Source organism: Agreia pratensis (assembly GCF_900177685.1).
Taxonomy (GTDB): domain Bacteria; phylum Actinomycetota; class Actinomycetes; order Actinomycetales; family Microbacteriaceae; genus Agreia; species Agreia pratensis.
On the sequence record NZ_FXAY01000003.1, the window covers coordinates 490311 to 510386 of the forward strand.

The following is a 20076-nucleotide window of genomic DNA, read 5'->3' on the forward strand; positions in this document are numbered from 1 at the left end:
GGTCAGCCTCGCAGGCCCAGGGCCGGCAGAATCTGGCTGAGATCGCGGTCGCTGATAGCGACGTTCGCCGAACGGCGAACAACCGGCCGCGCGTCGAAGGCGATGGAGAGCCCCGCGGCCTTCATCATCTGAAGGTCATTGGCGCCGTCGCCGACCGCCACCGTGCGTGATCGTGGAACCCCGTAGCCGGACGCCCACTCGTTCAGCGCGGAGGCTTTGGCTGCGGCGTCGATGACAGGGCCGTCGACGGCACCGGTCAGCTTTCCGTCACGAACGGCGAGCCTGTTCGCCCTCCAGAAATCGAGACCGATCTCCGCTGCCAGGCCGTCGAGCAATTCATGGAATCCGCCGGACACGACCCCCACCACGCTGTCGTTGGCGTGCAGAACATCGATCATCTCCTGCGCACCTCGGGTGAGCCTGATCTGCTCGGCGATCTCGGAAAGTAGCGCTACGTCGAGACCCTGGAGCGTGGCCACGCGGGAACGCAGACTCTGCTCGAAGTCGAGTTCGCCACTCATGGCGCGCTCCGTGATCTCCGCCACCTCGGCGAAGCTGCCCGCAGCCTGCGCGAGCAGTTCGATCACCTCGTTCTCGATGAGCGTGGAATCGACGTCGAGGACGACGAGGAATCGAGAAGCATCCTGCGAAGAGATCCGTGAATCTATCGGTTGGCGGCCCGGGCTGTACTGAACTGCCTCCGAAGTCAGACTCATGGCTCTACGCGGATTCCCTTTCCGACGACCGTGATGCCCGAGTCGGTCACGGTGAATCCGCGCTCTCGATCTCGCGCCGCGTCCGTTCCCACCTGGGCACCGGCTGCAACGACCACGTTCTTGTCCAGAATAGCCCGCTTGACGATGGCGCCCGGCTCGATGTGCACGCGATCGAACAGCACAGAATCCTGAACCAAAGCCTCGGATTCAATCGTCGACCACGGGCCGACGACGCTGCCCTCGACCCGTGCGCCAGAGATGAGGCAGCCGAGCGAGACGAGCGATCCGAGAGTGGTTCCGGTGTTGCCCTTCGCATCCCGAACGAATTTGGCGGGTGGCGAGTTGAGCTGCTGTGTGAAGATCGGCCACTCACGGTTGTAGAGGTTGAAGATCGGCAGCGCCGAGATCAGGTCCTGGTGAGCGTCGTAGAACGAGTCGATCGTTCCCACATCGCGCCAGTAGTAGCGGTCACGGTCCGTGGCGCCGGGTACCTCGTTGCGCTGAAGGTCGTACACGCCGGCCAGACCGCGCTCGACGAAGTCGGGGATGATGTCGCCGCCCATGTCGTGGCTCGAGTCGGGCTTCTCACCATCGCGGATGACGGCCTCGATGAGCATGTCCGCATCGAAGACGTAGTTGCCCATCGACGCGAGCACCTCGCCGGGGGAGTCGAGGAGACCCTTGGCGTTGGTGGGCTTCTCGAGGAACTCCGAGATCTTCGTCGGATCGTCGTCTGAGGTCTGGATGACGCCGAACTGGTCTGAGAGCTCGATGGGCTGGCGGATCGCGGCGACCGTGGCGCCCAGGCCCGACTCGATGTGCGCGGCGACCATCTGCTCGAAGTCCATGCGGTAGACGTGGTCGGCGCCGACCACCACCACGATGTCGGGTCGCTCGTCGCCGATCAGGTTGAGGCTCTGCAGGATGGCGTCAGCCGAGCCTGCGAACCAGCGCTTTCCCAGGCGCTGCTGGGCCGGAACAGAGGCGACATAAGAGTCGAGCATCATGGGCAGTCGCCACGTCTGCGACACGTGCCGGTCGAGGCTGTGCGACTTGTACTGCGTGAGCACCACGATCTGTCGCAGTCCGGAGTTCACCAGGTTCGACAGAGCGAAGTCGATGAGCCGATAGCTGCCGCCAAAGGGAACGCCGGGCTTTGCCCGGTCCGCGGTAAGCGGCATAAGACGCTTACCCTCTCCGCCGGCGAGGACGATGCCAAAAATCTTCTTCGATGCTGCCATGCACTAACAGTAGAGCCTCGGCGGAGGACTGTACTACGTTCATAGCTGTGCGAGTAGACGTAATATCCCGAGAGTATCCACCCGAGGTCTATGGCGGAGCGGGGGTGCATGTCGCCGAACTGGTCAAGGCGCTGCGCGGCAGCATCGACGTGGTTGTCAGGGCATTCGGCGCGCCGCGCGACGAACCCGGCGTCTTCTCGTATTCGACGCCGGCCGAACTCTCCGATGCGAATCCCGCCCTCAAGACACTCGGCACCGATCTCGAGATCGCCAACGATGTCGCCGGCGCCGACGTCGTGCATTCGCACACCTGGTACGCGAACGCGGCGGGCCAGATCGCAGCGCGACTGCACGGCATCCCGCACGTTGTGACGGCCCATTCCCTCGAGCCGCTCCGGCCGTGGAAAGCCGAGCAACTCGGCGGGGGATACCGTCTATCGAGCTGGATCGAGAAGACATCGTTCGAGAGTGCCGACGCCGTCATCGCCGTCAGCCATGGAATGCGCCGCGACATTCTGCGCAGCTACCCCTCGCTCGATCCCGAGCGCGTGAGCGTCGTCTACAACGGCATCGACCTCGACAAATGGCACCCCGAGAGAGACGACGATGTACTCGCCGAGTTGGGCATCGACGCCGATCGCCCCACGGTCGTGTTCGTCGGTCGCATCACCCGTCAGAAGGGGCTGCCCTACCTCCTCCGCGCGATCGAGAAGCTGTCTCCCGACGTGCAGGTGGTGCTGTGCGCCGGTGCGCCAGACACCCCCGAGATCCTCGAGGAGGTCGCCGGCGGTGTGCGTGAGCTGCAGAAGACGCGATCAGGCATCGTCTGGATCGACAGACTCCTCGACACGCGCACACTATCGGTGGTGCTGTCGAGTGCGACGGTCTTCGTATGCCCCTCCGTGTACGAGCCACTGGGCATCGTGAATCTCGAGGCCATGGCGTGCGGTCTGCCAGTCGTCGGAACAGCCACCGGAGGAATTCCCGAGGTGGTCGACGACGGAGTCACCGGAGTTCTCGTGCACATCGATCAATTGCAAGACGGCACCGGCACCCCTGTCGACCCCGATCGATTCGTGGCGGATCTCGCCGCAGCTCTCACCCGAGTGCTCGATGACCCCGAATGGGCGCGGTCGATGGGCCGCGCAGGCAGGATGCGCGCCGAGAGCACGTTCAGCTGGGCCCAAATCGCCGTCGAGACGGAACGGATCTACCGCTCGCTCCTCTGATGACCGGTTAAGCTAGGTGCATGCCCGTGGTACTCCAGCTGTCCGATGTGTCCGTCGTGCGAGACACGAATCCCATTCTTTCGAACCTGGACTGGACGGTGGATGGCGATGAACGCTGGGTCATCCTCGGTCCGAATGGCGCGGGCAAGACGACACTCCTTCAGATCGCAGCAGCGATGAGCCATCCCTCGAGCGGCGTCGCCACCGTGCTCGACGGAAAGCTCGGCCAGGTCGATGTATTCGAATTGCGCCCCCGCGTCGGGTTCGCGTCGAGCGCCATGGCGCGTCGCTTTCCTGCCGACGAGACCGTCCTCAACGTCGTTCTGACCGCCGCCTACTCCGTGACTGGCCGGTGGAACGAGGACTACGAGGACGTCGATCTCCGACGCGCACACCGAGTTCTCGCGGAGTGGAAGCTCGACCACCTCGAGAACCGACTCTTCGGCTCGCTGAGCGATGGAGAGCAGAAGCGCGTACAGATCGCGCGCTCCGTCATGACCGATCCCGAGCTCCTCCTCCTCGATGAGCCGGCAGCGAGCCTCGACCTGGGGGCGCGCGAAGAACTACTGCAATTGCTCGGCGGATACGCGAGTTCTTCGGAGTCGCCCGCCATCGTCATGGTCACGCACCATGTCGAAGAGATTCCCCGCGGCTTCACCAGCGCGCTGCTCGTCTCGGGCGGGCGCATCGTCGCGGCGGGCCCTCTGGCGGAGGTTCTCACCGAAAGCAACCTGGAGGCCACCTTCGGCTTGCCGATCACCCTCACAGAGATCGACGGCCGTTACTCGGCACGGGCCGCCTGACCTCCCTGCCGACGTCGCACTTTTCTGATAGAGTTGACCGCTGGTCGGGTCGCCGCTGCATTGTGCCGCGCGCGTGCCAGGTCAAACAGACTTTTTCGCATCACTCGTACCCATAAGGACACCCCATGAAGACAGACATCCACCCGAACTACGCTCCGGTTGTCTTCCGCGATCTCGCCTCCGGCGCGACCTTCCTGACCCGTTCCACGGTCGGCAGCTCGAAGACCATCGAGTGGGAAGACGGAAACACCTACCCGGTCATCGACGTCGAGATCTCGTCCGAGTCGCACCCGTTCTACACGGGCAAGCAGCGCATCATGGACTCGGCCGGACGCGTCGAGAAGTTCAACACCCGCTACAAGGGTTTCGGCGCGTAACTCACCGCCAAACACAGCGAAAAAGGGCCGGAAGCGAATCGCTTCCGGCCCTTTTCGTTCGTCAGGCCTGCCGAGACACTGACCCCCACGACAACGACGTCGAGATCAGCCGACCGGCCAGGCCGTTCTCGCCGTGAACTCGGGGTCGCGCGTGCGACGCATATATTCCTGAAAACTCTCCGCCTGCTCTCGGAACCAATCCACCTGCTTGTCGTGCAGCTCATGCACCGCGAGTGTCGACACGGCATCGTGCTTCTGCGCAAGAGCCTGCGCGACCCGACCGGCTGCGATGGCGTCGGCTCCGGCGTCGTGTGCGTCTAGCAACTCGACGCCGTAGACGACCGCCGCCGCTTCGAGGGTGCGCTTGCCTTTGCGATAGCGATCGACAGCCTTGTCGATGACCAGAGGATCGACGATGGGCCCGGGAAGCTCGAGCGGGTCGATGCCATAGCGCACGGCCTCGTGGTGCAGCAGCGTGAGGTCATAGGGCGCGTTGTAGATGACCAGCGGCACGCCGTCGGCGAGGAGAGCCCGGAGCGCGTCTACGATCTCGTACACGACGAGCTCGGCGGGGCGACCGTCTGCTGTTGCCCTCTCGGTGGTCACGCCGTGCACGGCTGTGGCCTGCTCCGGGATCTCGACTCCGGGGTTGGCGAGCCAGTCGAGACGCGAGACCGGATGCCCGTCGGCGCCGATGACGCTCACGTTCGCTGTGACGATGCGACTCGTCTGCACGTCGATACCGGTGGTCTCGAGGTCGAAGACGGCGAGACGGTGCCACCACGGTGCCGGCGCCTGCTGCTCGGTCTCGGACGGATCCGCGATGAGTACGGCGTCATCTGAGAGGCTGAACAACTCGGGCTGCGTTGAATCTGTCACATCCCGAACTCTACCGGCCACCTCGGACGCTACCCGGGCGCCACCTGGGGATCAGAACCGCTGGTCGACCGACTGCCCGATCTGCAGCCAATAGAAGCTCTGCGTGCCCAGTGTCAGCGTGAGGCTTCCGTCGTCTGCGATGGTCGGGAATTCGCCGCCACCGAAGAGGTCGACGAGTCGCCCGCCCGCCTGGTCAGGCAGCTGGATGTGCACGGCGACGGGGTTGTGAGCGAAGCTGAACACGCACAGCACCTGCTCTGGTGCATCGCCGAGGTGTGTACCCGAGCCCTCGTAGGTGCGCACGAAGGCGAGAACCGACTCGTGGTCGGTCTGCAGAACCTGCATACTGCCGAGCCCGAACGCCGGATGTGCTTTGCGCACGTGGATGACATTGCGCACCCAGTGCAGCAGAGACCGCGACTGCGCGAGCTGCGACTCGACGTTGACCAGGGCGTAGTTGTAGACGAGCGACTGCACGACCGGCAGGTAGAGCTTTCCCGGATCCGCGGTGGAGAAGCCCGCGTTACGGTCCGGCGTCCACTGCATCGGTGTGCGCGAGGCATCCCGGTCGTTGAGCCAGATGTTGTCGCCCATGCCGATCTCGTCGCCGTAGTACAGGAACGGGCTTCCCTTCAGGGCGAAGAGCAGCGCGTGCGCGAGCTCGAGCTCGGCGCGGGAGTTGTCGAGCAGGGGAGCGAGGCGGCGCCGGATGCCGATGTTCGACCGCATGCGCGGGTCGTAGGCATACCACCCATACATCGCCTGGCGGTATTCCTCGGAGACCATCTCGAGCGTCAGCTCGTCGTGGTTGCGAAGGAATACGCCCCACGCGGCCGAGTCGGGCACATCCGTCGTCTCAGACAGGATGCGCACCAGCTCGTCTGCATTCTGCGAGCGCAGCGAGTAGAAGATGCGGGGCATCACCGGGAAGTCGAAGGCCATGTGGCATTCGGGTTCTTCCTCTGTGCCGAAGAACGCGGCGACCTCGCGCGGCCACTGGTTCGCCTCGGCGATGAGCACGCGACCCGGGTAGTCCTGGTCGACCATGGCTCGCAGCTTCACGATGAAGTCGTGGGTCTTGGGTTCGCCCTCTCCATTGCCCTCCTCGGACTCATAGAGATAGGGGATCGCGTCGAGGCGCAGTCCATCGACTCCGAGTTCGAGCCAGAAACGCACGATGTCGAAGATCGCGTCGTGCACGGCGGGATTCTCGAAGTTGAGGTCGGGCTGGTGCGAGAAGAACCGGTGCCAGAAGAACTGGCGCCGCACCGGGTCGAACGTCCAGTTCGACTCTTCGGTGTCGACGAAGATGATGCGGATGCTCTCGTACTTCTCGTCGGTGTCGCTCCAGACGTAGAAGTCTCCGTATGGCCCCTCTGGGTCGGAACGCGACTGCTGGAACCACTCGTGCGCGTCGGACGTGTGGTTGAGCGGGAAGTCCATGACCAGGCGCATGTTGCGCTCGTGAGCCTTGGTGACCAGGTCGCGGAACTCGTCGAGGGTTCCGAACTCCGGAAGGATCGAGGTGAAGTCGGAGACGTCGTAGCCTCCGTCGCGCAGCGGTGAATTGTAGAACGGCGGAAGCCAGAGGGCGTCGATGCCGAGCCACTGCAGATAGTCGAGCTTCGACACGAGGCCTGCGATGTCGCCCGCTCCGTCGCCGTTGCTGTCGACGAACGACCTCACCATCACCTCATAGAAGACGCTCCGGCGATACCACTGGGGGTCGAGCGTGAGTCCCGGCAACTGGATGGGGGCGGTGAAGTTCACGTACTAGTCCTTCCGAGGGCGCGTATCGGGCTTATCGCCGCGCTGCATCAGCCCAGTCTAGGTGCGGCACCTACACTGGATCACGATGATTGTTCCCTCGCCCTACGCAGCCCGACTCGATGCCATCCCGCTTGAGCGGCGCACCGAAGAACTCGCCGGAAGCACGACGGAACTCTGGGTCTACGGCCCCCACGACGCCGACACCACGATCGTGCTGGTCCACGGCTTCCGCGGTGACCATCACGGCCTTGAGCCGGTCGTGGCTCACCTGCCCCGGTACCGCACGATTGTGGCCGATCTTCCGGGCTTCGGGGTGTCGACGCCGCTCGACGCGGGCCACGACATCGACGGCTATTCGGCCTGGCTCCTCGAACTCGTCGACCGCGTGCGCGGTCCCGGGCGAACCGTCGTTCTGGGTCATTCCTTCGGATCGATCATCGTGTCCGCCGCCCTGGCGCGAGGCCTCGACGTCGATGACATCGTTCTTGTCAATCCCATCGCCGCACCGGCGCTGTCTGGCCCTCGCGGCATCCTGACCCGCCTCGCGGTGTTCTACTACTGGGCGCCGGCGAAGATGCCGGAGCGCATGGGATTCGCCGTACTCAAGGCGCCGATCGTCACCCGCATCATGAGCGTGACGATGGCGAAGACGCGGTCGCGCTCTCTCCGCCGATGGATCCACAATCAGCACGACCTCTACTTCGGCGCTTTCTCGAATCGACGGGTCGTGCTCGACGCCTTCAAAGCCTCCATCTCGCACGATGTCTCCGAGTACGCGTCAGCGAATACGACACGCACACTGCTCATCGCGGCCGACCGCGACGACATCACCCCGGTCGAAGCCCAGCATCGGCTGACCGAGAAGATCGCTGACTCACGACTCGTGGTTCTGTCCGGTGTCGGCCATCTGGTGCACTACGAGATGCCCATGCAGGCAGCCGATGCGATCGACCAGTTTCTGCGCGACGAACCGGGCGAACGATGAGGGTCGTCGTCGACTGCCGCTACACACGCATCGGCAGGCACGACGGCATCAGCCGGTACACCGCCGGACTCGTCAGCGCACTGGCCGACGAGCACGAGCTCGTGATGCTGATCAGCGACATCCGCCAACTCGAGATGCTGCCCGATCTGCCGTGGCACCTCGCCAGCTCGCCCACCAGCGTGCGCGAGCCTTTCGTGGCGTTGCAGGTCAACGCGCTGAAGCCCGATGTCGTGTTCACTCCGATGCAGACGATGGGATCATTCGGTCGCCGCTATGCACTCGCCCTGACGGTGCATGACCTGATCTACTACTCGAATCCCACCCCGCCCCGCGATCTCGCCTGGCCCATCCGGCTCCTGTGGCGCGCATATCACCTCTCCTGGTGGCCGCAGCGCTACCTTCTGTCGCGTGCCGATGCCGTGGTCACCGTGTCGCAGACCACGCGCGACCTCATCGCACGCAACAGGTTGACCCGCAGGCCGGTCACCGTGGTCAGAAACGCGGCTGATGGCGCCGCCTCGCCGCCCGAGCCCGCCGAGAGCCGCGACCGTCACCTCGTCTACATGGGGTCGTTCATGCCCTACAAGAACGTCGAGACGCTCGTCAGGGCGGCGGCATTGCTGGCTGACTACGAGCTGCACCTCATGAGCCGGGTGTCGGATGCCGACAAACGGCGACTCGAGGAGATCGCACCGAATGCGCGACTGGTCTTCCACAACGGCGCAAGCGATGAGGAGTACACCTCGGTGCTGCGACACGCCACGGCGCTCGTCACCGCCTCGCTCGAAGAGGGCTTCGGAATTCCTCTGGTCGAGTCGATGGCACAGGGAACACCGATCGTCGTCAGCGACATCCCGGTCTTCTCAGAGATCGGCGGCGAGGCAGGCCTCTACTTCGATGCCCACGACCCGGCAGCTCTGGCGGCACAGGTTCGCTCGCTCGAAGAACCGGGGGAGTTCGTGCGCCGGTCCGAAGCGGGCCTCGCACAGGCGGCTGAGTTCAGCTGGACCTCGTCAGCGACGACACTATGGGAGCTTCTCGCCGGATTGGCGGATCGACAGAGAAGCCGTTGAACGTCTCGAGAACGAGCGTTCCGTCGACGTAGCGGAAGCGGTGGTCAGAGCCGTTCGGAATGCGTACCTCCGCAGGGGGAAGGGCTTTCTCGGTCACGTAGCGCACGAGCGAACCGATGACTCCGCCGTGGGTCACGACGAGGACACGCCGCCCAGGATGCTCGAGGGCGATGCTCTCGAGCGCGGGCAGAACGCGCCGAGTCACGTCGCTGCGCCGCTCTATGCCCCGAACTCCGACCATGGAGGGGAACCGAGTCGCGAGCGTTGCGGCTTCCAGGCCCTCGGCCTCGCCGTACGCGCGCTCGACGAGTCGATCGTCGATCCGAGGCTCACCGAGCCCCAGTCGTTCTGCGATGATACGCGCCGTCTCGAGCGCGCGGTCGAGCGGACTTGTGACGATCGCATGCCACTTTTCGACTGAGAGCTTCTCGGCTGCGGCCTCCGCCTGAGCACGACCCGTGTCGTTCATCGAGATGTCGGTTCTGCCCTGGATGCGCCGCTCGAGGTTCCAGTCGGTCTCTCCGTGGCGCACGAGAACGAGTTCGGTCACGCGTTGTTCCTCTCGGGAAGGAGATACCGGCTGAGCTCGGTGAGGGTCTCGGTTGCCCCGGCATCCAGCTTGACGCTCGCGCGGGAGTCGCCCTTCGTCGGTCCCCGGTTGATGATGACGATCGGCAGGCGTCTGCGGCGCGCTTGCTCGAGAAGTCTGATGCCCGAGTTGACCACGAGCGACGACCCTGCGATCAGCATCGCCTCTGCACCAGCGACGAGTGCGGACGCTTCCTGGAACCTCTCTGTCGGTATGAACTCGCCGAAGAACACGACATCGGGTTTCAGCATGCCCTGGCAGACGGAGCACGCCGGCACCACGAACGACGAATAGTCGGTGACATCGGCGTCGCCATCGGGCGCCAACGTGATGGCATCGGGCTCGTCGACCCAGGGATTGTCGGCCGAGATGCGCTCTGCAATGCTCGCCCGAGCGAACGCCTGGCCGCAGTTGAGACACAGCACTCGATCCATCGATCCGTGCAGGTCGACAAGGTGGGTGGTGCCAGCTCGCGCGTGCAGACCGTCGACGTTCTGGGTGATGACGCCGGATACCACGCCGGCGTCTTCGAGTTCGGCAAGGACTCGATGTCCCGCGTTGGGGCGTGCCGCATGGAACATCTTCCAGCCCAGATGGCTGCCGGCCCAGTATCTGCGGCGGTAGTCGTGGCTCTCACGAAACTGATCGAACGTCATCGGGTTGCGCTTCGGCGCACCCTCGCCGCGATAGTCGGGGATCCCCGAGTCGGTGCTCATGCCGGCGCCGGTCAGGACGACGATTCGTCGTCCCGAGAGGGCCGCGACGGCTTCGTCGATCTCGACGGGCGAGGCTGCTCTCGGGCTCGATTCGACGAGCGGAACCATCTGCACCTCCTGCCGCCCGAGTCTGTGCACTCCGGCGCTTCGCGTTACTCTTCGAAGTCTAAACAGTCTCGAGTGCGGTTGTATTTCCGACGGGGTCGCTCGCGATCGCGCCACGACCCGCACTCGGCAGAAGAAGGAGTGCCCGAGGGTGAAGACAGTGCGGATCGACAGCCTCGATCTCCCAGGACTCGACGACTATGCACGGCTGACCGATGTGGTTCTGAGACGTCTGAGCGAACCCGCAGGCGGTCTTTACATCGCCGAATCGTCGAAGGTCATCGCGCGCGCCCTCGCCGCGGGGCATCGACCGCGCTCCGTACTCGTACAGGAGCAGTGGCTCGACGACATCGCGCCCCTGCTCGGGGAATGGGACGACGTGACGGTCTTCGTCGGGGACGCCGCCACACTCGAGTCGCTCACCGGGTACAACCTGCACCGAGGCGCACTGGCCGCGATGCACCGGCCAGAGTTGAGACCGGTCGCCGACGTGATCGAGGGTGCGCGTCGGGTCGTCGTGCTCGAGGACATCACCGACCACACCAATGTCGGCGCAATCTTTCGAGCGGTCGCGGGTATCGGCGCCGACGCCGTCTTGATCTCGCCCCGCTGCGCCGATCCGCTTTACCGCCGCAGCGTGCGGGTCAGTATGGGCACGGTGCTCCAGGTTCCGTGGACCCGACTGCCGGAGTGGTCGGAGGCGGCGCCTTTGCTGCACGACGCCGGCTTCCACATCGCGGCGCTCGCGCTGGCCGACGACGCGGTCACGCTCGACGACTTCGCGGCGAGTGTGCCGCCGAAACTCGCGCTGGTGCTCGGCTCCGAGGGAGACGGGCTCTCGAGGCAAGCGTTGACGGCGGCCGACACCGTCGTGACGATTCCCATGAGCCATGGAGTCGACTCGCTCAATGTCGCCTCAGCGAGCGCTGTGGCGCTCTACACGCTTCGGTGACGACGGACAAGACGGTCTCCAGCTCACACATCTCCTAGGATTAGCGGATGCCTCCCACGTCTGCCCCCGTTCGTCGCCGACGTCGGATCGCCGCTTTTGTGGCCGGCGGCATCCTCGTGGCGATGGCCGCCGCGATCGGCGTATATGTACCGGCAGCCCTCGCCGCCCCGCTACCGACGGCACAGCTCGAGCTCGCTGTGCCTACACCGGCCCCTGCTCAGCCGGCCAAGCTCGCACTTCCGGGCGTGGGAACCGGTGCCATCGCCCTGGAAGGCTCCGACGAGTTGCTCGGCGAGAGCGGGCAGACAGGACCTGTGCCGATCGCCAGCGTCACGAAGGTCGTCACGGCCCTTGTGGTTCTCGAGGCGCACCCCCTCGCCGAGGGCGACGACGGACCGGGCATCACGATGACCGCGGCCGACGTGCAGATTCTCGAACAGACGCGCGCGGTCGACGGCTCGTACGAACTCGTCAATGAGGGTCAGACGCTCAGCGAGCGCCAGGTGCTCGAGATCATGCTGCTGAAGTCGGCGAACAACTACGCCGAGACCGTCACCAACTGGGCGTTCGGATCGCTCGCCGCCTACCTCGACGCTGCCCGATCGTTTACAGCCAAGCACGGTCTCACCGACACGACGATCGTGGATGCGCCGGGGCTCGATCCTGGAAGCCGCAGCTCGACGAAGGATCTGATGAAGATCGCGTCGCTCGCCCTCGCCGACCCCGTGCTCGCGAAGATCGTCTCGACCTCGATCGATCAGGTACCGGTCATCGGAGAGATCGACAACAGCAACAAACTCCTCGGCATCGACGGCATCGACGGCATCAAGACGGGAACGACCGACGAAGCGGGATCGTGCCTGCTGTTCTCCGCCGAGTTCACCGTCGGCGACCAGACGAAGTCCGTGGTCGGAGTGATCCTGGGAGCGGAGAGCTCGCAGGCTGCGCGCGACGCCGTCCAGGCCCTTCTCGCGAGCACGAAGAGGGCATTCACGACTCTTCCCCTCATTCGCGCAGACACCGAGGTCGGCAGCTACACGACGGCATGGGGCGAGACCGCGCCGATCGTGGCGACATCCGACAGCGATGCCATCGTCTGGTCCGACGACGTCGTCGATGTCGACGCCAGTGCGGCCGATCTCGTCACAGCGCAATCGGGTCTCAACGTGGGAACCATTCGCTACTCGGTCGACGACACGACGGAGCAGGTCGCCCTCAAAGTCGACGGAACGCTAGAGGACCCGGGATTCTGGTGGCGCATCAGCCATCCCGAACTCGTCTTCGGTTAGTCCGCCGCGTCGGTACCCTTCGGCATCGGCGCCGGTAGATTCATCGGAACCGCATCGGGCCTCTTCGGCGAGATGCCGTCACCACTCGAGCGATGGGTCACACGCCTGATGACCCACGGCACGAAGTGCGTTCGCGCCCACACCAGGTCTTCCGTGCGCGCCTGTCGCCACGTCGCCACGGGGAGCGGCTCGGGTGCGCCCGGCTGCAGCTCGTTCTCGACGTTGAGCGCCTGAAGAACCAGCCGAGCAACCTCGTGGTGGCCGAGCGCGTTGAGATGGAGCCGATCGGGGCTCCACATACGCGAGTCCTGGATACTCGACAGACCCCACTGATCGGCCACGATGCAGTCGTGACGCGCGGCGATGGTGCGGAGGTTCTCGTTGTAGATCGCGACCTTGCCGCGAATGCCCCTGAACACGGGGGAGAAGGCCACATCCGTGCCCGTGAAGATCACCACGGTGGCGTTGTCACGTCTCAGACGCTCGATGCCGGCATCCATCCGGCGAGCGATGTCATCGGGGTCGGTTCCGGGGCGAATGATGTCATTCCCTCCCGCCGAGATCGTGATGAGGTCGGGTTGCAGCGCGAGAGCGGGCTCGACCTGCTCATCGAGGATGCCCTGCATCAGTCGGCCGCGGATAGCGAGATTCGCGTAGGCGAAGTCATCGCCGGCCTCGGCACTCAGAACCTCGGCCACGCGATCCGCCCACCCGCGGTACCCGCCGGGGCTCGCAGGCTCCGGGTCTCCGATGCCCTCGGTGAACGAGTCGCCGATCGCCACGTATCGACGCCATGGATGCCGCTCGGCCATATGCACTCCTTCGAAGAAATCCACTCGTCAATGTACTCCTCTCGACGCGATCGTAGAGGCGTCTGGGTGTCGTTCGTGGTGTCGGCAGCTGCGGGTAGTGTGGATGCACGTGAACAGCCTGCCCGATCCTCTTCCCCTGCCCGAGCTCCGGGACGATCCTTCAGGCACCGAGGGCACGCCGGTAGTCGGCGGCGGTGCGGCCGAGCATCTGTCTCCGTCATTCCCCGAGCGGGCCGCCTGGGGTACCGCGTCCAAGCTCCGCGCCTGGCAATCCGAGGCGCTCGAGGCATACTTCACGCATCAGCCCCGCGACTTTCTCGCGGCTGCAACCCCGGGCGCAGGCAAGACCACGTTCGCGCTTCGCCTGGCGAGCGAACTCCTGCACAGGGGCATCATCGACCGGGTGACCGTCGTCGCCCCGACGGAGCATCTCAAGAAGCAATGGGCTGACGCAGCCGACCGAGTGCACATCCGTCTCACTCCGGGCTTCAAGAACAGCGACAGACGTTATGGCAGTCATTTTCACGGGGTGGCAGTCACCTACGCACAGGTCGCAGCTCGTCCCTCACTGCACCGCGAGCTCACCGAGTCGGCGCGCAGTCTGATCATCCTCGACGAGGTGCATCACGGCGGTGACGCCCTCAGCTGGGGCGAAGCCATCCGCGAAGCATTCGCGCCTGCAACCAGACGGTTGTCCCTGACGGGTACGCCGTTCCGCTCCGACACATCACCCATCCCTTTCGTCAGCTATCTGCAAGACGAGCACGGCATCCGACTCTCGCAGACCGACTACAACTACGGCTATGGCCGGGCCCTCCAAGACGGCGTGGTTCGACCCGTCCTCTTCATGGTCTACGCCGGTCACATGCGTTGGCGCAGCAAAGTCGGCGACGAGATGGAAGCTCGACTCGGCGAGGGCAACACCAAAGACATCACGTCGCAGGCCTGGCGCACCGCGCTCGACCCGGCCGGCGACTGGATCCCATCGGTTCTCGCCGCTGCGAACCGGCGGCTCGCCGAGGTTCGCCAAGGCATACCGGATGCCGGGGGCCTGGTGATCGCGACCGATCAGTTCACGGCACGCGCGTACGCGGCGATCTTGGAGAATATCTCGGGGGAGCCCGTCACCGTCGTCCTCTCCGACGAGAAGGAGGCCTCAGGCCGCATCGAGGAGTACTCGAAGTCATCGAGGCGGTGGATGGTCGCCGTTCGCATGGTGTCGGAGGGCGTCGACATTCCCCGGCTCGCCGTCGGCGTCTATGCCACAAGCGCGTCGACGCCGCTCTTCTTCGCTCAGGCCATCGGCCGCTTCGTTAGAGCGAGGCGCCGAGGAGAGACTGCCTCCATCTTCCTTCCGAACGTTCCCGGCCTGATGGCACTCGCGGGAACCATGGAACTCGAACGAGACCACGCTCTCGACCGGCGCGACTCCGGCGATCCCGAGGGCGACATGTGGAATCCCGAGGATGCGATGGTCGCCGAGGCCAACGTCCAAGACAAGGCATCCGATGCTCTGCAGAACGATTTCGCGTTCCAGGCTCTCGGCTCGCACGCAACCTTCGACAGGGTTCTGTTCGAGGGCAGCGAATTCGGTACCGAAGCTCCGGTCGACAGCGATGAAGAGCTCGATTTCATCGGCATTCCGGGGCTACTCGAGCCCGATCAGGTCCGCGAACTCCTGCAGCACAGGCAGGCCAGGCAGCAGCGCCATGCCGCCGATCGCCGCAAGAACTCGCCGCCCGGCCCCGCCGAAGACGAGCCCGCGGCTCCTCTCTACCGCACGCTCGCAGAGCAGCGGAAGCTGTTGAACAGTCTGGTCGGGATCTGGTCCAAGACGTCAGACCAGCCGCATGGCCTGGTGCATGCGGAGCTGCGGCGAGTCTGCGGCGGTCCGGCCGTTCCCCAGGCGAGTGTCACGCAGTTGCAGTCGCGTATCGCCACGGTGCGCAAGTGGATGGGCGCCCACCACTCCTGACCCATCTCCGGTCAGCGCCCTCGCGAGCCTCTACAGGAATCGTACGAAGTAGTAGCTGCCCCAGAGCGAGTGAGCGTGGGTGACGTAACGACCCCAGTCGGGGGAGTGGATGACTCCGCCCTGACCGTCGTATATGCCGATGTGGCCGCTCCACACGACCGCGTCACCGGCGCGCGCATCGGAAGACGAGACCCGCACCCCCTGGGCCGCCTGGGTAGGAACGTATCGTGGAAGATCGATACCGAACTGCTTGTACACGTATTGGGTCAACCCATCGCATCCGAAGCTGTCGCTCGGGTCTGCACCCCAGCCGTAGGGAACGACCCCCACGAACTGCTCGGCGTAGGCGACCACGGCATCGCCGTCGTAGCTCTGAGGCGGGTTTACCACCGGGGCCGATGGAGCCGGCGCACTAGGCTCGCTGCCGCCCGACGATCCGTCAGAGGAGCCCCCCGGCGATCCGCCTGAGGAGCCGCCGCTGCCGCCGTCGGAGGGGGCGGCGCCTGGCGCGGCTGCGGCGTCTGCAGCGGCCTTTGCCGCTGCCTCGTCGGCCGCCTGCTTTGCCTGTGCAGCAGCCTGCACGCCTGCGTTGTACTGATCCTCGGTCAACTCGAGATTGGTTGTGAGTGCCTGAAGTTGCACGGAGAGTTCGGCCTCGTGGTTCTGCTGCTCGATCAGAGCAGCTCCCACAGACTGCTGCGCAGCGACAGCATCGTCGAGCGCACTCTGCGCGGTAGCCGCCAGTGCGCCCAATGCGTTGCGCGCCACGTCAGCCTGGTCACTCAACGAATCCGCCGTATTCTGATCGACCTCGGCCTGCTGGTAGATGCCGGTGGTCGACTCGCTCAGCTTGGACATAGCCCCGAGCTGGTAGAGAAGGTCGTTGGCCTTGTCTCCCTCCACAAAGAGACGCGACGAGAGGTCGTTGCCACCCGACCGAGCGAACTGCGCCGCGAGGATCGCCGCCTGAGTTCGCGACTCCGCTGCTTTGGTCTTGGCCGCAGCGGCCTTCGATGCCAGTTGATCGGCCTCGAATGATGCCGTGTTGTAGGCGTTCTGTGCCGTCTGATTCTCCTGCCATCGTGCGTCCGCAGCGGCCTGGGCCTGACCGACCTGCGTCTGTAGTCCGTTGATGAGGCCCGTGATCCGCGCGATCTCGGCCTCTTTGGTCGCCTCTGATGAGCGAGCAGCAACCACATCGTTCCACGATGGGTAGTTGTCTGCAGAAACCGGCGATGAGGAGATCGCGCCGACAGCCAACATTCCTATCACCGCCGTCGCAGCGAGAGCTCCGCGCCAGAGAGACCGACGAGCAAAAGACCGGCTGGACGGCGCGGTGGTGGTGACGAGCATGGTTTCCCCGAATTCGCAGAATGGCCGCGACGACGCATGAGTCACATTCGTCACAACAACAACATCGCTCACACTAGCAACGATTCGGGTGCTGCTCTATACACGATCACCAATCAATCGACCGGATGAAAGTCGGCGTGTCGCAATATTTGCCCCACACGCGACGAAGGCCCTCCACCCGGATGGGTGTAGGGCCTTCGTTGTCAAGCTTCGCGTCACGCGGTCTCAGTCGTCGCTTTCACTCGACATCGACCGGGCAAGGAAAGACTTAGAGGGGGCGGATGTTCTCAGCCTGAGGACCCTTGGGGCCCTGCGCGACGTCGAATTCGACCTTCTGGTTCTCGTCAAGCGAGCGGTATCCGCTGGAGGCGATAGCCGAGTAGTGCGCGAACACGTCGGGGCTGCCGTCTTCGGGGGCGATGAAGCCGAATCCCTTTTCAGCGTTGAACCATTTCACTGTGCCTGTAGCCATTGCAAACTCCTCCTGGAGTGATAATTCGGTCCCGATTGTCGGGGCCACTCGTCGGGGTGTTCGTCGTCTCCCAGGATTGGGCCCGAACAGTGTCGGGCAGGGCACCGGAGGCACCCCGGACGTGCGAGGCACATCAACTTCTGTGAACAGCCTACTATGCTCTTGCCCTCACCGTGCGACCAAAATCATCACGCCTTGGTCACGCTGCCGAAAAAATCGCCTCGTAGAACGAGAAAAACCCCCGAGATCTCGATCAAATCGATATGTCGGGGGTGATTCTTGTTTCTGTGTCCGAAGGGGGACTTGAACCCCCACGCCCTATACGGGCACTAGCACCTCAAGCTAGCGCGTCTGCCATTTCCGCCATCCGGACTGGATGAGCTGCTTTCCGTTCCCGGTGCAACCAAGGTAAGACGATAGCACGGTTTGAAACCCCCTCGACGCCACGAGCCCGGCAGAGCCCTGCGGTACCGTGAAACCATGACTTCGACGCCCGCGAACACCCTTCCTGAGGCAGGTCTCGACGCCACTGCGGCGATCGCCCGCGACCTGATCCGCTTCGACACATCGAACTTCGGTGAGGGCCGATCGAACGGTGAGACTGACGCGGCAGAATACGTCGCTGCGCATCTCGAGAGGCTGGGCCTGGTCGCCGAACTCATCGACTCGGAGCCCGGCCGCACGAGCGTCGTGGCCCGCGTCGAGGGAGAGGATTCGAGCCGGGGCGCGCTCGTCGTACACGGCCACACCGATGTGGTGCCGGCGATCGCCGACGACTGGTCGGTCGACCCATTCGGCGGAGTCATCGCCGATGGCATGCTGTGGGGTCGCGGCGCCGTGGATATGAAGAACATGGACGCGATGATCCTGACCTCGCTCGACGACATCCTGTCCTCCGGTCGGAGGCCCGCCCGGGACCTTGTCGTGGCCTTCTTCGCCGATGAGGAAGCCGGGGGAGTCCTCGGATCTCACTACCTCGTGAAGAATCGCCCCGATCTCTTCGAGGGCGCGACCGAGGCGATCAGCGAGGTCGGCGGCTACTCGATCGACCTCGACGGCACGAGGGCCTATCTGGTTCAGACAGGGGAGAAGGCCCTCATCTGGGCGAAGCTCGTGGCCCGCGGAACCGCCGGCCACGGATCCCAGATCAACTCAGACAACGCGATCACCAGACTCGCCGGCGCTGTCGCGAGAATCGGCAGCCAGGAATGGCCCGTGCACCTCACCAAGACGACGACGGAGCTGCTGGGACGAGTGGCCGCGATCCTCGGCAAGGACCCACAGAGAACCACGCCCGACGAACTCGCCATCGCGACCGGAACGGCATCGCGGTTCATCTCAGCATCGCTGCGCAATACCGCCAACCCGACCGGACTGACGGCCGGGTACAAGCACAACGTGATCCCGGATCGAGCCGAGGCGCTTCTCGACATCCGCGTGCTGCCCGGCCAAGAAGATGACGTCATCGCACGGCTCCGCGAACTCGCCGGCCCTGGCGTCGATGTCGAGATCTCGCACCAGGACATCGGGCTCGAGACCGACTTCTCGGGCCCGCTCGTCGATCAGATGATCTCGAGCCTCCATCGATTCGACCCGGAGGCCGAAGTGCTTCCCTATCTTCTGTCTGCAGGAACCGACAACAAAGCCCTGAGCACCATCGGCATCAAGGGCTACGGATTCGCGCCGCTTCAGTTGCCGCCGGCACTCGACTTCCCTGCCCTCTTCCACGGGGTCGACGAGAGGGTTCCGCTCGACGCATTAGTGTTTGGCAGGAAGGTTCTGACCGACCTCCTGCTGCGCTACTGAGCAGGCACCACTAGGTCTTCCGACCGATTCCGCCGCCACATTCCGAAGGGGAGTCCGTGGACTTTCTCAACGCCGTCATCCTCGGCCTCGTCCAGGGACTCACCGAGTTCCTGCCGATCTCGTCGAGTGCTCATCTGCTGATCGTCGGCCGCCTTCTGGGCACCGGCGACGACCCGGGAGCCGCCTTCACCGCGATCACCCAGCTCGGCACCGAGACGGCCGTCGTCATCTACTTCTGGCGCGACATCTCCCGCATCGCAACCCGCTGGTTCCTTTCGCTCAGAGGCCGGGTTCCCCGAGCCGACCCGGATGCGAAGCTCGGCTGGTTCATCATCCTCGGCAGCGTGCCCATCGTGGTGCTCGGCCTCATCTTTCAGGATGCGATCGAGAGCACGCTGCGCTCACTCTGGATCGTCGCGGGCACACTCATCGTCTTCGGAATCCTTCTCGGCGTGGCCGACTATGTCGGAGCGAAGAAGAGACGCCTCGATGAGCTCACCGTTCCTCACGCCACCGTCTTCGGCTTCGCGCAGGCACTCGCTCTCATCCCCGGTGTCTCCCGCTCGGGTGGCACGATAACGGCCGGGCTATTCATGGGATACGAACGCGCCGCGGCGGCCCGGTATTCGTTCCTCCTCGCCATCCCCGCCGTCTTCGGAAGCGGCCTCTACCAGGTCTTCAAATCCGTCAAAGAGACCTGCACGGTGGCCACGGCCACGTGCACTCCCGAGGTCTTCGGCCCCCTCGAGACACTCGTCGCCACGGTCATCGCCTTCGTGGTGGGACTCGTGGTGATCGCGTTCTTCATGAGCTACATCTCTAAGCGGAGCTTCCTGCCCTTCGTCGTGTACAGGATCACTCTCGGACTCGTGCTCCTCGTTCTCCTCGGCACAGGAGCCATGCAGGCGTGAGCCCTCGGGCGACGGTAGTCTTT

The 20076-nt window shown here is 64.6% G+C and carries 19 protein-coding genes and 1 tRNA gene; 10 read left to right on the plus strand and 10 right to left on the minus strand.

Annotated features, from left to right (window positions below; genetic code table 11):
- Window positions 1-2 precede the first annotated feature (2 nt).
- Both serB and B9Y86_RS11930 read right to left on the minus strand, forming a co-directional pair.
- Window positions 3-716: a phosphoserine phosphatase SerB gene (gene serB / locus B9Y86_RS11925; protein ID WP_085486207.1), complete on the minus strand. Its 714-nt coding sequence runs from the start codon at window positions 714-716 to the stop codon at window positions 3-5.
- The gene (locus B9Y86_RS11930; RefSeq protein WP_085486209.1) at window positions 713-1957 is read right to left on the minus strand and encodes a glucose-1-phosphate adenylyltransferase; all 1245 of its coding nucleotides are present in this window, start codon (window positions 1955-1957) and stop codon (window positions 713-715) included. Before B9Y86_RS11930 ends, serB begins: the two co-directional genes overlap by 4 nt.
- 47 nt (window positions 1958-2004) lie before the next feature.
- Here B9Y86_RS11930 and glgA point away from each other — a divergent pair, with 47 nt between their 5' ends.
- From glgA to B9Y86_RS11945, 3 genes are all read left to right on the plus strand, one after another.
- Window positions 2005-3186 carry a glycogen synthase gene (glgA, locus tag B9Y86_RS11935; RefSeq protein WP_085486211.1) on the plus strand — a complete coding sequence of 394 codons (1182 nt, stop codon included), beginning with the start codon at window positions 2005-2007 and terminating at the stop codon, window positions 3184-3186.
- A 20-nt stretch (window positions 3187-3206) separates the two neighbouring features.
- Window positions 3207-3989, plus strand: a complete 783-nt coding sequence (locus B9Y86_RS11940) for an ABC transporter ATP-binding protein (protein WP_085486213.1) — start codon at window positions 3207-3209, stop codon at window positions 3987-3989.
- A gap of 125 nt (window positions 3990-4114) precedes the next feature.
- Window positions 4115-4366 carry a type B 50S ribosomal protein L31 gene (locus B9Y86_RS11945; protein WP_085486215.1) on the plus strand — a complete coding sequence of 84 codons (252 nt, stop codon included), beginning with the start codon at window positions 4115-4117 and terminating at the stop codon, window positions 4364-4366.
- Between the two features lie 105 nt (window positions 4367-4471).
- On the opposite strand, the gene B9Y86_RS11950 is transcribed toward B9Y86_RS11945, so the two are convergent.
- Both B9Y86_RS11950 and treS read right to left on the minus strand, forming a co-directional pair.
- Entirely contained in the window at window positions 4472-5245 is a 774-nt protein-coding gene (locus tag B9Y86_RS11950; protein ID WP_410371648.1) for an exonuclease domain-containing protein, read from the minus strand.
- Between the two features lie 51 nt (window positions 5246-5296).
- On the minus strand, window positions 5297-7015 hold the full coding sequence (gene treS / locus B9Y86_RS11955) for a maltose alpha-D-glucosyltransferase (protein WP_085486217.1): 1719 nt from the start codon (window positions 7013-7015) through the stop codon (window positions 5297-5299).
- Between the two features lie 85 nt (window positions 7016-7100).
- On the opposite strand from treS, the gene B9Y86_RS11960 reads away from it, so the two are divergent.
- Window positions 7101-8000, plus strand: coding sequence for an alpha/beta fold hydrolase (locus B9Y86_RS11960; RefSeq protein WP_085486219.1), 900 nt, complete (start codon window positions 7101-7103; stop codon window positions 7998-8000).
- Window positions 7997-9073, plus strand: a complete 1077-nt coding sequence (locus tag B9Y86_RS11965) for a glycosyltransferase family 4 protein (RefSeq protein ID WP_085486220.1) — start codon at window positions 7997-7999, stop codon at window positions 9071-9073. The genes B9Y86_RS11960 and B9Y86_RS11965 overlap by 4 nt, the downstream gene beginning before the upstream one ends.
- Here B9Y86_RS11965 and B9Y86_RS11970 read toward each other — a convergent pair.
- Entirely contained in the window at window positions 9000-9623 is a 624-nt protein-coding gene (locus B9Y86_RS11970; protein WP_085486222.1) for a histidine phosphatase family protein, read from the minus strand. The two genes, B9Y86_RS11965 and B9Y86_RS11970, sit on opposite strands and share 74 nt — an antisense overlap.
- Window positions 9620-10486 (minus strand): Sir2 family NAD-dependent protein deacetylase, encoded by an 867-nt coding sequence (locus tag B9Y86_RS11975; RefSeq protein ID WP_085486393.1) that lies wholly within the window; start codon window positions 10484-10486, stop codon window positions 9620-9622. Before B9Y86_RS11975 ends, B9Y86_RS11970 begins: the two co-directional genes overlap by 4 nt.
- A 148-nt stretch (window positions 10487-10634) precedes the next feature.
- Here B9Y86_RS11975 and B9Y86_RS11980 point away from each other — a divergent pair, with 148 nt between their 5' ends.
- Both B9Y86_RS11980 and B9Y86_RS11985 read left to right on the plus strand, forming a co-directional pair.
- A complete protein-coding gene (locus B9Y86_RS11980; protein WP_085486224.1) occupies window positions 10635-11435 on the plus strand; it encodes a TrmH family RNA methyltransferase in 801 nt (266 codons plus the stop codon).
- A gap of 47 nt (window positions 11436-11482) precedes the next feature.
- A complete protein-coding gene (locus tag B9Y86_RS11985; protein ID WP_085486226.1) occupies window positions 11483-12724 on the plus strand; it encodes a D-alanyl-D-alanine carboxypeptidase family protein in 1242 nt (413 codons plus the stop codon).
- Here the strand turns inward: B9Y86_RS11985 and B9Y86_RS11990 are convergent.
- Entirely contained in the window at window positions 12721-13536 is an 816-nt protein-coding gene (locus B9Y86_RS11990) for an SGNH/GDSL hydrolase family protein (protein WP_085486395.1), read from the minus strand. The two genes, B9Y86_RS11985 and B9Y86_RS11990, sit on opposite strands and share 4 nt — an antisense overlap.
- A 103-nt stretch (window positions 13537-13639) precedes the next feature.
- Here B9Y86_RS11990 and B9Y86_RS11995 point away from each other — a divergent pair, with 103 nt between their 5' ends.
- The gene (locus B9Y86_RS11995; protein WP_085486228.1) at window positions 13640-15511 is read left to right on the plus strand and encodes a DEAD/DEAH box helicase; all 1872 of its coding nucleotides are present in this window, start codon (window positions 13640-13642) and stop codon (window positions 15509-15511) included.
- Between the two features lie 30 nt (window positions 15512-15541).
- Here the strand turns inward: B9Y86_RS11995 and B9Y86_RS12000 are convergent, their stop codons facing one another.
- From B9Y86_RS12000 to B9Y86_RS12010, 3 genes are all read right to left on the minus strand, one after another.
- A complete protein-coding gene (locus tag B9Y86_RS12000) occupies window positions 15542-16774 on the minus strand; it encodes a C40 family peptidase (protein ID WP_176223344.1) in 1233 nt (410 codons plus the stop codon).
- Between the two features lie 358 nt (window positions 16775-17132).
- The gene (locus tag B9Y86_RS12005) at window positions 17133-17336 is read right to left on the minus strand and encodes a cold-shock protein (RefSeq protein WP_044443312.1); all 204 of its coding nucleotides are present in this window, start codon (window positions 17334-17336) and stop codon (window positions 17133-17135) included.
- A gap of 288 nt (window positions 17337-17624) precedes the next feature.
- A tRNA-Leu gene (locus B9Y86_RS12010) sits at window positions 17625-17709 on the minus strand.
- A gap of 107 nt (window positions 17710-17816) precedes the next feature.
- On the opposite strand from B9Y86_RS12010, the gene B9Y86_RS12015 reads away from it, so the two are divergent.
- Window positions 17817-19142, plus strand: a complete 1326-nt coding sequence (locus tag B9Y86_RS12015; RefSeq protein ID WP_085486233.1) for a M20/M25/M40 family metallo-hydrolase — start codon at window positions 17817-17819, stop codon at window positions 19140-19142.
- Between the two features lie 56 nt (window positions 19143-19198).
- Window positions 19199-20053: an undecaprenyl-diphosphate phosphatase gene (locus tag B9Y86_RS12020; protein ID WP_085486235.1), complete on the plus strand. Its 855-nt coding sequence runs from the start codon at window positions 19199-19201 to the stop codon at window positions 20051-20053.
- The last annotated feature ends 23 nt before the right edge of the window (window positions 20054-20076 follow it).

Excerpts from the sequence above, each read along its gene's own strand:
- B9Y86_RS11945 (WP_085486215.1), top strand. The coding sequence starts at position 4,115 with ATGAAGACAGACATCCACCCGAACTACGCTCCGGTTGTCTTCCGCGAT.
- B9Y86_RS12015 (WP_085486233.1), top strand. The coding sequence starts at position 17,817 with ATGACTTCGACGCCCGCGAACACCCTTCCTGAGGCAGGTCTCGACGCC.
- B9Y86_RS11990 (WP_085486395.1), bottom strand. The coding sequence starts at position 13,536 with ATGGCCGAGCGGCATCCATGGCGTCGATACGTGGCGATCGGCGACTCG.
- B9Y86_RS11960 (WP_085486219.1), top strand. The coding sequence starts at position 7,101 with ATGATTGTTCCCTCGCCCTACGCAGCCCGACTCGATGCCATCCCGCTT.
- B9Y86_RS11975 (WP_085486393.1), bottom strand. The coding sequence starts at position 10,486 with ATGGTTCCGCTCGTCGAATCGAGCCCGAGAGCAGCCTCGCCCGTCGAG.
- B9Y86_RS11985 (WP_085486226.1), top strand. The coding sequence starts at position 11,483 with ATGCCTCCCACGTCTGCCCCCGTTCGTCGCCGACGTCGGATCGCCGCT.
- B9Y86_RS11930 (WP_085486209.1), bottom strand. The coding sequence starts at position 1,957 with ATGGCAGCATCGAAGAAGATTTTTGGCATCGTCCTCGCCGGCGGAGAG.
- B9Y86_RS12005 (WP_044443312.1), bottom strand. The coding sequence starts at position 17,336 with ATGGCTACAGGCACAGTGAAATGGTTCAACGCTGAAAAGGGATTCGGC.
- B9Y86_RS11940 (WP_085486213.1), top strand. The coding sequence starts at position 3,207 with ATGCCCGTGGTACTCCAGCTGTCCGATGTGTCCGTCGTGCGAGACACG.
- B9Y86_RS11965 (WP_085486220.1), top strand. The coding sequence starts at position 7,997 with ATGAGGGTCGTCGTCGACTGCCGCTACACACGCATCGGCAGGCACGAC.
- B9Y86_RS12000 (WP_176223344.1), bottom strand. The coding sequence starts at position 16,774 with ATGTTGGCTGTCGGCGCGATCTCCTCATCGCCGGTTTCTGCAGACAAC.
- serB (WP_085486207.1), bottom strand. The coding sequence starts at position 716 with ATGAGTCTGACTTCGGAGGCAGTTCAGTACAGCCCGGGCCGCCAACCG.
- B9Y86_RS11995 (WP_085486228.1), top strand. The coding sequence starts at position 13,640 with ATGCACGTGAACAGCCTGCCCGATCCTCTTCCCCTGCCCGAGCTCCGG.